This is a genomic window from Kitasatospora purpeofusca (assembly GCF_000718025.1).
Taxonomy (GTDB): Bacteria; Actinomycetota; Actinomycetes; order Streptomycetales; family Streptomycetaceae; genus Kitasatospora; species Kitasatospora purpeofusca.
Window position 1 is genome coordinate 163218 of the sequence record NZ_JODS01000029.1, and the last position, 9337, is coordinate 172554.

General features: G+C 74.9%; 8 protein-coding genes and 1 pseudogene. 3 read left to right on the forward strand and 6 right to left on the reverse strand.

The features are described 5' to 3' along the window. Positions 1 to 20: 20 nt before the first annotated feature. Positions 21 to 2990 carry an FAD-binding and (Fe-S)-binding domain-containing protein gene (locus IF01_RS0131645; RefSeq protein WP_078880480.1) on the forward strand — a complete coding sequence of 990 codons (2970 nt, stop codon included), beginning with the start codon at positions 21 to 23 and terminating at the stop codon, positions 2988 to 2990. 71 nt (positions 2991 to 3061) lie between these two features. Beyond that, positions 3062 to 3472, forward strand: a complete 411-nt coding sequence (locus IF01_RS0131650; protein WP_030397033.1) for a PaaI family thioesterase — start codon at positions 3062 to 3064, stop codon at positions 3470 to 3472. On the opposite strand, the gene IF01_RS48615 is transcribed toward IF01_RS0131650, so the two are convergent. The 3 genes from IF01_RS48615 to IF01_RS42600 form a co-directional block, all read right to left on the reverse strand. Continuing rightward, positions 3411 to 4850, reverse strand: a complete 1440-nt coding sequence (locus IF01_RS48615) for a DUF4034 domain-containing protein (RefSeq protein WP_051756592.1) — start codon at positions 4848 to 4850, stop codon at positions 3411 to 3413. The two genes, IF01_RS0131650 and IF01_RS48615, sit on opposite strands and share 62 nt — an antisense overlap. Positions 4851 to 5124: 274 nt before the next feature. Next, complete coding sequence (locus IF01_RS0131660) at positions 5125 to 5592, reverse strand: CBS domain-containing protein (protein WP_030397035.1); 468 nt, start codon at positions 5590 to 5592, stop codon at positions 5125 to 5127. A gap of 76 nt (positions 5593 to 5668) precedes the next feature. Continuing rightward, on the reverse strand, positions 5669 to 6685 hold the full coding sequence (locus tag IF01_RS42600) for a slipin family protein (RefSeq protein ID WP_051756595.1): 1017 nt from the start codon (positions 6683 to 6685) through the stop codon (positions 5669 to 5671). Positions 6686 to 6832: 147 nt separating this feature from the next. On the opposite strand from IF01_RS42600, the gene IF01_RS0131670 reads away from it, so the two are divergent. Further along, a complete protein-coding gene (locus IF01_RS0131670) occupies positions 6833 to 7648 on the forward strand; it encodes a uracil-DNA glycosylase (RefSeq protein WP_078880483.1) in 816 nt (271 codons plus the stop codon). A gap of 65 nt (positions 7649 to 7713) precedes the next feature. Here the strand turns inward: IF01_RS0131670 and IF01_RS0131675 are convergent, their stop codons facing one another. From IF01_RS0131675 to IF01_RS0131685, 3 genes and pseudogenes are all read right to left on the reverse strand, one after another. Further along, positions 7714 to 8592 carry a CHAD domain-containing protein gene (locus IF01_RS0131675; RefSeq protein ID WP_051742089.1) on the reverse strand — a complete coding sequence of 293 codons (879 nt, stop codon included), beginning with the start codon at positions 8590 to 8592 and terminating at the stop codon, positions 7714 to 7716. Positions 8593 to 8773: 181 nt separating this feature from the next. Further along, positions 8774 to 9160, reverse strand: a complete 387-nt coding sequence (locus IF01_RS0131680) for a hypothetical protein (RefSeq protein ID WP_030397039.1) — start codon at positions 9158 to 9160, stop codon at positions 8774 to 8776. Beyond that, positions 9157 to 9337: pseudogene (locus IF01_RS0131685) on the reverse strand (hypothetical protein); the annotation flags it as partial. The gene IF01_RS0131680 and the pseudogene IF01_RS0131685, both read right to left, overlap by 4 nt.

A 9337-nucleotide genomic window follows, 5' to 3' on the forward strand; every position in this document is an offset into this window, starting at 1 on the left:
ACCGCCAGGGAGGACCGCCCGTGAGCCGCCCCGACACCACCCCGGGCACCGATCCGTCACGCGGGCCGACGCCCTCACGCGATCTCGCGCGCGAGCTGGCCGCCGCACTGCGCGGCGAGGTCCGGTTCGACGCCGCCGAACGGACCGTCTACAGCCACGACGCCTCCAACTACCGGCACCTGCCGCTCGGTGTGGTCAAGCCCGCCGACGCCGAGGACGTGCGCACCGCGCTCGCGCTCTGCCGTGACCACCGGGTGCCCGTGGTGGCGCGCGGCGCCGGGACCAGCATCGGCGGACAGGCGATCGGCCCCGGCGCGGTGGTGCTCGACTTCCGCCGCCACCTGGGCGCCGTCCTCGGCATCGACCCGGAGCGCCGCACCGCCCGCGTCCAGCCCGGCACCGTCCTCGACGACCTCCAGCGCGCCGCCCGCCCGTACGGCCTGCGGTTCGGGCCGGACCCGTCCACCCACAGCCGCTGCACGCTCGGCGGCATGATCGGCAACGACTCCTGCGGCGCGCACTCCGTCGCCTGGGGCCGCACCGCCGACAACGTCGAATCGCTGGACCTGCTGCTCGCCGACGGCACCGAACTGACCGTCGGCGGCCCGCTCACCCCCGCCGAACGGACCGCCCTCGCCGCCCGGCCCGGCCCCGAGGGCCGACTCCACCACCGGCTCCAGGAGTTCACCGACCGGAACCTCGCCACCATCCGCCGGGGCCTGCCCGAACTCCCGCGCCGGGTCTCCGGCTACCCGCTGGACGCCCTGCTGCCCGAACGCGGCCACCACCTGGCCCGTGCCCTCACCGGCACCGAGGGCACCTGCGCGCTGCTGCTCGGCGCCACCGTCCGGCTCGTCGAGGAGCCGCCCGCCCGCGCCCTGGTGCTGGCCGGCTACCCCGACGAGACAGCCGCGGCCGACGCCGTGCCCGCGCTGCTGCCCCTCGGCCCGCTCACCGTCGAAGGCATGGCCGCCGACCTGATCGCCGCCCTGCTCGCCGCCGGACCGCGCCCGCCCGCCCTCGACCGGCTGCCCGACGGCGCCTGCTGGCTGTTCCTGGAGACCGGCGGCGCGACCGCCGCCGAGGCCCTGGACGCCGCCCGCCGTCTCGCCGACACCGTCCGACGCGAACGCACCGCCACCGCCGCCGTGGTCACCGACCCGGCCGAGCAGCGCCAGCTCTGGGCCGTGCGGGAGGCCGGTGCCGGGATCGTGACCCGGCTGCCCGACGGCGGCGAGGCCTGGCCCGGCTGGGAGGACTCGGCCGTCCCGCCGGAACGGCTCGGCGACTACCTGCGCGGACTGCGCGACCTGCTGCGCCGGCACGGCCTGCGCGGCGTGCCGTACGGGCACTTCGGCGAGGGCTGCGTCCACCTGCGGATCGACTTCCCGCTCACCCGGCCGCAAGGGCTGCCGGTGTTCCGGGAGTTCATGGAACAGGCGGCCGACCTGGTGGTCTCGCACGGCGGTTCGCTCTCCGGCGAGCACGGCGACGGGCAGGCCCGCGGCGAACTGCTGCCGCGCATGTACCCACCCGAAGTCATCGGCCTGTTCAGCGAGTTCAAGAACCTCTGGGACCCGGAGAACCTGCTCAACCCCGGTACCGCGGTCGACCCGCGCCCGCTGGACGCCGACCTGCGCTTCGGCGGGCGGCCGGTGCGCGAGCTGCCGCTCGCCCTGCCGTACGAGCGGGACGACGGCAGCCTCGCCAAGGCGGTCCGCCGCTGCGTCGGGGTCGGCAAGTGCGTCGACCCGACCACCGGCGTGATGTGCCCGAGCTACATGGCCACCGGCGAGGAACGGCACTCCACCCGCGGGCGGGCCCGGCTGCTCGCCGAGATGCTGCGCGGCGCCGGTTCCGGGGAGCGCCCCGGTGCCGAGGCCGCGATCACGGACGGCTGGCGGTCCGCCGAGGTCCGCGAGGCGCTGGACCTCTGCCTGGGCTGCAAGGGCTGCGCGAGCGACTGCCCGGTCCAGGTCGACATGGCCACCTACCGGAGCGAGTTCCTGTACCAGCACTACCGGCACCGGCTCCGGCCCGCCGCGCACTACGCGATGGGCCGGCTGCCGCTGTGGCTGCGCGGCGCCGCGCTCGCGCCCGGCCTGGTGAACGCGATCGGCCGCTCACCGGCCGCCCCGCTGCTCAAGCGGCTCGGCGGCATCGACGGGCGCCGGGCACTGCCGGTGCTGCCCCCGGAGACCTTCACCCGCTGGTACCGGCGGCACCGCGCCGGGCACCCGGCCCCGGCGGGCGCGCAGCCCGTGCTGCTCTGGCCGGACACCTTCTCCGACCACCTCCAGCCGGAGGTCCTGCGCGCAGCCGTCGAGGTCCTGGAACACCTCGGCTTCGACGTCCGCCTGCCGGCCGGCCCGGTCTGCTGCGGCCTGACCTGGTACTCCACCGGCCAACTCCCGGGCGCCCGAAGGGTGATGCGCCGCAGCCTGGCCGCACTCGCCGCCACCGGCCTGCCGGCCGGTACACCCGTCGTCGGGATGGACCCGAGCTGCACCGCCACCCTGCGCGAGGAAGTGCCGCGCCTGCTCGGCGCCGAGGGCCGCCCGCTGGCCGAACGCACCCGCACCTTCGCCGAGTTCGTCGACGAGTACGCGCCGGACACGCCGCTGCCGCAGCTGCCGGTGGACGCCGTCACCCAGACCCACTGCCACCAGCACGCGGTGCTCGGCAGCGCGGCGGACCGCCGGATCGAGCGACGGATGGGCGTCGAGAACCGGGTCCTGGACTCCGGGTGCTGCGGACTCGCGGGCAACTTCGGCTTCGAACGCGGGCACTACGAGATCTCGGCGGCGATCGCCGAGCGGGTACTGCTCCCGGAGGTCCGGGCCGCCGGGCCGGACACCGTGATCCTCGCGGACGGCTTCAGCTGCCGCACCCAGATCTCCCAACTGGCCGACGGGCGGCGGGCCCTGCACCTGGCGGAACTGATGCTCCGGGCCCTGCGGGAGCAACCGGACGGGCCCTCGGCCGGGTAGCCGATTCGCCGCCCGACGACCGGGCGCGCCGAGTCCCTGACACCGTCCGCGGCGGCCGCCACAATGACGGCATGACCCTCAGCACCGCCGAGGCGGACAAGATCCTGGCCGACAACTTCGCCCCCTGGGTGCAGGCGCTCGGCCTGTCGGTGACCGAGACCGGAGAGCGCCACGCCGTACTCCGGCTGCCCTGGTCCGACCAGCTCGCCCGGGAGGGCGGCGCACTCTCCGGCCAGGCACTGATGGCGGCGGCGGACACCGCGAGCGTGATCGCGGTGTCCGCGGCCCGGGGCGGCTTCGGCCCGATGACGACCGTCCAGCAGTCCACCAGCTTCCAGCGTGCTGTCGTCGGACAGGACGTCCTGGTGCACGCCCGAGTCACCAAGCTGGGCCGGCGGATCGCGTTCCTGGACATCACCCTCACCGCCGAGGGCGAGGAGGAGCCGGCCGCCCACGCCACCACGGTCTACGCCCTCGCCTGACCCTCCCGCCAGGCCCCTGTTGCCCCAGCCGCTTCCCCCGCCGCTCTCGCTGCTCCCCCGCTCCGCGCACTTTGCAAAGTGCACTTTGCAAAGTGCGCGACCGCCCCACCTCTGAGCCAATTACGCTGATTTCCATCCATTCCACCCTTCCTCCACTTTGCAAAGTTCGACTTTGCAAAGTGGAGGAAGGGTGTGAGTCGAGCAAAGTCACAGACACTGCACCCCATCGGCTCCCCCCCCGGGGTGGCCCCCGCCGGGCCGCACCCCGGCCCCGGGCCCCCCCCCCCCCCCACCCCCCCCCCCCCCCCCCCCCCCGGGCGACCGCCTGCACAGAGTTCTCACGCATCCGGTAGAAGGCCGCCCGCGGATCCTCGTGGTCGAGCCACGGGCCGGCCACCTCCCGGCCCATCACGCGGAACAGCTCCAGGGACTGCACCGGCCGGGCATTCTTGACCAGCCCCCAGGCGGCCCAGCCCCGGGCGTCCTGCAGATAGGGATGCGTCGGATCGGCCTGCGCCAGGTCGGCCAGCAGGGCGTCCACGGCCGCGGTGAACTCCGGCGTCCGGTAGGCCTCCGCCGGTGCCTTGTCCCGGGAGATCTGTTCGAAGAACGCCCGTATCCGCAGAACGGTCAGCAGACTGCCGGCCGACGCGCTGGCGAGTGCGGTGTCCACAAAGGCGTGCATCAGCTCGTGGCTGCCGTGCCACTTGGCGCACCAGTACTGCAGCGCGGCCTCGTGCGCCCGCAGGTGGTGCGGATCGCGGGCCACCACCTCCGCCCAGAGGGTGCGGAAGTCCTCACGCGACCAGCTCAGCCCCATGGCGATGACGATCTGCGCCACCCAGGGATTGGCGTCCTCGGCCGGTGCCGCTTCGACGGCCTGCAGTGCGACCTGCTCCGCCTCGCGCAGCACCTCGTGGAACCCGCGGAACTGCTCCGCGCTCACCTCGGAGGCGGGCTTGCTGGTGCGGATCGCCGCGGCACGCGAGACCAGCACACTGGTCTGCACCAGGGCGGCAGCCGTATTGCGCGGGTCCTCCTCGCGCCACCGGCGCAGCCAGGTGTCGTCCTCGGCCGCCACGGTGCACAACGGCCCCAGCCGCGCCCAGCGCAGGGACGCGTCGCGGTAGGCGCCGACCTCGGCCAGGTACCCGGCCGCCGGGCGCCAGTCACCGGACCGCGCCGCGTCGAGCACGGCCGCCAGCTCCGCAGGCGGCTCGTCGCCCTTCACCACGAGCTTCTCGCGCGGGACGAGGATCCCCCGCAGCTCCTCCTCGCGGCGGCTCTGCCGCCCCAGGGCCAGCAGCGGGGGAACGACCTTGACCGCACCGGCGACCACGAGCACGCCGAGGATCAGAAGGATGGAAACGAGGATCATGAACTGCTTTCCTGGCCAGCGAGGTGAGGAAGAACCGCCCGGATCCGGGCGGTTCTGGATCGGCACCGGGCGCGGCGAGGACATCGTGCGGGCGCGCCGCGCCCCAGCCTCCGACCTCGCACCCGTGTGCACGGCGAGGAGGATCGTACCGGCACCACGCGGCACCCTCGCGACCAAGGTCGGGCCCGCCCTGACCGACCGACAGGTTCGTCCCCTTCGGCCGGACATGTCCTCGGCCCGGGGCATGCCCCGGGCCGAGCCGAACCGAACCCCGTTACACGCCCTGCGGCGTGTCCAGCACCTCCTTCGAGCGCGGCGAGTCCTCGGCGCAGACCGCCGTCACGAACTCGGCCAGCCGCGTCTGCGGCATGCCGCGCGCGATGTCCGCCTCGCTGATCATGCCGACCAGCTCGTGCTCCGGGTGGTTGATCACCGGCAGCCGCCGCACCCGGTACTGCTCCATCACCCGCAGCACCTGTTCGACGTCCTCGTCCGCCTCCACCGTCATCGGCCGCCCCTGGGCCACCTCGCCCGCGGTCACCTGCTCCGGGTCGAGGCCCTCCGCGACGCACTTCAGCACGATGTCCCGGTCGGTGAGGATCCCCAGGAGCTTCTGTCGTTCACCGCAGATCGGCAGCGCTCCGACGTCGCGTTCCTTCATGAGCCGGGCCGCGGTGGCGAGCGTCTCGTGCTCGCGCACGCACTCGGCCCCCTGATGCATGATGTCGCCCGCACTGGTCATGATCGGCCTCCTGACCTGCCTGCCACTCCCGTCACTCCATCGTGGTCCGGCCGCCGGGGCCCCGCCACCGGGCCGCCTACGCGGCGGCGCCCCGCCCGCCTTCGGGGCCCTCCGACGAGCCGGTCGGCGGGTCCAAGGGCGGGACCGGCGGCACATCGAGCGGCGGGCTCTCCAACAGCTCTTCCAGCGGAGGGAGTTCGTGGACCTCGGCAGCACGTACCGGAGGCGTCCCGCTCTCCGCACCCGGCACCTCGGCCGGCTCCCCCGGCGCCGACGCGGCGTCCTCGGCCGCGGCCCGGCTGTCGGCCTCGCCCGCCGCCCGCCGATGGGTCTCCGCCGCACTGTCCAGGAAGCGCAGCAGCTCCACCGGGAACGGCAGCACCAGGGTCGAGTTCTTCTCCGCCGCCACCTCCACCACCGTCTGCAGCAGTCGCAGCTGCAGCGCCGCCGGGGTCGCGCTCATCACGGCCGCCGCCTCCGACAGCCGCGCGGACGCCTGGAACTCGCCGTCGGCCGTGATGATCCGCGCCCGCCGCTCCCGCTCGGCCTCCGCCTGCCGGGACATCGAGCGCTTCATCGACTCCGGCAGGGCGACGTCCTTGATCTCCACCCGGTCGATCTCGATGCCCCAGCCCAGGGCCGGGCTGTCGATCATCAGCTCCAGCCCCTGGTTGATCGGTTCGCGGTTGGCCAGCAGGTCGTCCAGCTCGCTCTTGCCGATGATCGACCGCAGCGAGGTCTGCGCGACCTGGGAGATGGCGAAGTTGTAGTCCTGCACATTGATGATCGCCTTCACCGGGTCCTCCACCCGGAAGTACACGACGGCGTCCACCCGGACGGTCACGTTGTCCCGGGTGATGCCCTCCTGCGCCGGGATCGGCAGCGTCACGATCTGTACGTTCACCCGGCGCAGCTTGTCCGCGACGGGCATCAGCGCGACCAGCCCCGGCCCGCGCACCTCGTCGCGCACCCGGCCGAACCGGAACACCACGCCCTGCTGGAACTGCTGCACGACGCGCAGGCTCAGCCCCGCCACCACGGCCGTCAGCATCAGCACCACGACCACGACCGCTATCACCACATCGACGACCATCACGGCCTCCTCGCGCGGCAGCGAGCCCCGGCCGTCGCCGACCCAGTCTGCCGACGGCCGCCGGAACAGCTGGTTCCACGCTACGCCTGCCCCGTCCGGGCCGGAACGAACCTCCGGCAGCCCAGGACACGCCCTAGGATCGTCGCCATGCCGCAGTCCCCCGCCGAGGAACCGGCCCCGGCCGACGCCCACGAGCACGCGGACGCCCCGGACCATCCGCAGCACCCGGCCGCGGCCGCCGCCCGGGCCCCGGACCTCACCGTGCTCGACCGTGTCGTCACCGGTTGCCGGGCCTGCCCCCGGCTGGTCGAGTGGCGCGAGGAGACGGCCCGCGTCAAACGCCGCGCCTACCTGGACTGGGACTACTGGGCCCGTCCGATCCCCGGTTTCGGGCCGCCCGACGCCCCGCTCGTCCTGGTCGGCCTCGCCCCCGCCGCGCACGGCGCCAACCGCACCGGCCGGATCTTCACCGGCGACCCCTCCGGCGACCTGCTCTACGCCGCCCTGCACCGCCTGGGCCTCGCCAACCGCGCGCTCTCCGTCCGGCACGGCGACGGCCTCGCGCTGCACGGCGTGCGGATCACCGACCCGGTGCGCTGCGCCCCGCCCGACAACAAGCCGAGCACCGTCGAGCGCGACACCTGCCGGCCCTGGATCGCCCGCGAGTTCGAACTGCTCCGCCCCACCGTCCGCAGCGTGGTGGCGCTCGGCGGTTTCGGCTGGCAGACGCTGCTCCCGGTGCTCGACGCGGCCGGCTGGACCGTCCCGCGCCCCCGGCCGCAGTTCGGCCACGGCGCGCACGTCACCCTGCCGGCCCGCGACGGGGGGCCGCCGCTGGAGCTGTACGGCTGCTACCACGTCAGCCCGCGCAACACGAACACCGGCCGGCTCAGCACCGTGATGCTGCGCGAGCTGCTCCGCACCGCCGCCCGGGCCGCCGGGCTCGACCCGGCGGAGGAGTGACGGCGGAGGCATGACGGCGGGGAGCGGGGACGCGGAGGGATGACCGCGCCGCGCTCCCCCGGACGTCAGACGAACCGGGTCAGCTCCGGCCGGGCCGCGCGCTCCCACACCTCCGGCAGCGCGAGCCGCGCCCGCTCCGCCTCCGCCAGCTGCTGCCCGTACAGCACGCCGTAGCCGAACGGCTCCTTGGAGGCGCGTGCCTGCTCGCGCAGCGCGGTCGAGGCCACCACCGCGTCCTGGTGCTCGCCGAGCACCTCCTGGACGGCCTTCATCCGGGCGACGTAGCGCTCGGCCGCCCGGCCCGCGACCGGCAGCGCCGTCTCGCCCGCGTACCGGGCGCGTTTGGCGGCCTTGCGGGCCTCGTGCAGCGCGGTGTCCTGTTCCTCGCCCCCGTCGGCCAGCGCGGTCCGGATCCGGTCGGCGGTGCGCCGCTGTTCCCGGGCGGCGACCCGCGTCAGTTCGGGGCCGGCCGCCCGGTCCGCCCGGCCGCGCAGCGGCGGGTCGGTGAGCAGCTCGGCGAGTCCGTCGGCGAGTGCCCGGCGGCGCGGGCTGTCCAGGGCGGCGACGACCTCGGGCCAGACCCGGCGGTACTCGGCCTTGCCCCGGCGTTCCAGTTCGGCGGCGACCTGCTCAGGTCGGCACTCCGCGGGCAGTTCCCGGGCCCGCGCCGCGAGCCGTTCGCCCAGGACCTCCTGGTCGCGGGCCCGGCCCAGCGCGGCCGCGAGCCAGCGCAGCTCGGCCACCAGTTCGTCGGTCGCTCCGGGGGCCAGTAGCCGCCGGTAGGTCCGGAACGCGCTGCGCAGGCGCCGGCAGGCGACCCGCATCCGGTGCACCGCGTCCGGTTCGTCGGCGCGTACGGCCTCGTCCAGCTCGGCCAGCACCTCTGCCTGTGCCCGGATCCGTCCGAGCACCACCTCACCCACGGTGACCATGTCACCGGCCATCCGCCTGCACCCCCTTCCGGGGCGTCCGGGAATCGCCTCCCAGGCTAGCCCGCACCCCCGCCCCGGGGCAGCGCAGCTTTCCGCCACCCCTACCCGTGCCGCGCGGAGCAGGAAGTCGGCGGATCCGACGTCCTGTGCACCGGTGCGGCGTCGGTTCGGCACCGCTGCGGCGCGGGTGGGCTCAGGGGCGCAGCTGGATGGCGAGGCACATGGTGTAGCCGACGAGGGCGGCGAAGAAGGTGACGGCGGTGGTGTAGCGGGCGGTGAAGGGGAGGCCGGCGAGGGCGGGGTAGAGGAGGACGGCGGTGCCGGCGGCGACGTCGGCGAGGTAGAGGCCGCGGGGCGGGAGGATGCCGGTGCTGCGGGCGGCCCAGCCGGTGGCGACGAGGAAACCCGTGAGCAGTATGAAGCCGGACAGCAGGCCGGAACCGATGCTGGAGAGCACGGGGTGCGGCTCGGGCGGGAGTTCGCCCTCGGGGACGGCGGGGCGGAGTCGGTGGGCGACGGCCAGGGCGCCGACGGCGAGGGTCACGCAGGCGGCGGCGCTGAGCAGGGGGACGGGGTTCATCGGCGGCTCCGGGAGCTGGTGTGGTGGTGGCCGAGGGCCGCGGCGAGCGCGGCCGGGACGAGGACGGTGAGGAGGAGGACGGTCGTCCAGGTGGTGGGGTCGAGGCCGGCGGCCGGGGGTGCGGCCGGGGGCGGGGGTGCGGCGGCGACGGCGGTGAGGGTGGCGGTCGGAGCGGGG

Bases quoted from the DNA above. Each gene is read 5' to 3' on its own strand.
- IF01_RS48615 (WP_051756592.1), bottom strand. From the start codon at position 4,850: ATGATCCTCGTTTCCATCCTTCTGATCCTCGGCGTGCTCGTGGTCGCC.
- IF01_RS0131680 (WP_030397039.1), bottom strand. From the start codon at position 9,160: ATGAACCCCGTCCCCCTGCTCAGCGCCGCCGCCTGCGTGACCCTCGCC.
- IF01_RS0131650 (WP_030397033.1), top strand. From the start codon at position 3,062: ATGACCCTCAGCACCGCCGAGGCGGACAAGATCCTGGCCGACAACTTC.
- IF01_RS0131660 (WP_030397035.1), bottom strand. From the start codon at position 5,592: ATGACCAGTGCGGGCGACATCATGCATCAGGGGGCCGAGTGCGTGCGC.
- IF01_RS0131670 (WP_078880483.1), top strand. From the start codon at position 6,833: ATGCCGCAGTCCCCCGCCGAGGAACCGGCCCCGGCCGACGCCCACGAG.
- IF01_RS42600 (WP_051756595.1), bottom strand. From the start codon at position 6,685: ATGGTCGTCGATGTGGTGATAGCGGTCGTGGTCGTGGTGCTGATGCTG.
- IF01_RS0131675 (WP_051742089.1), bottom strand. From the start codon at position 8,592: ATGGCCGGTGACATGGTCACCGTGGGTGAGGTGGTGCTCGGACGGATC.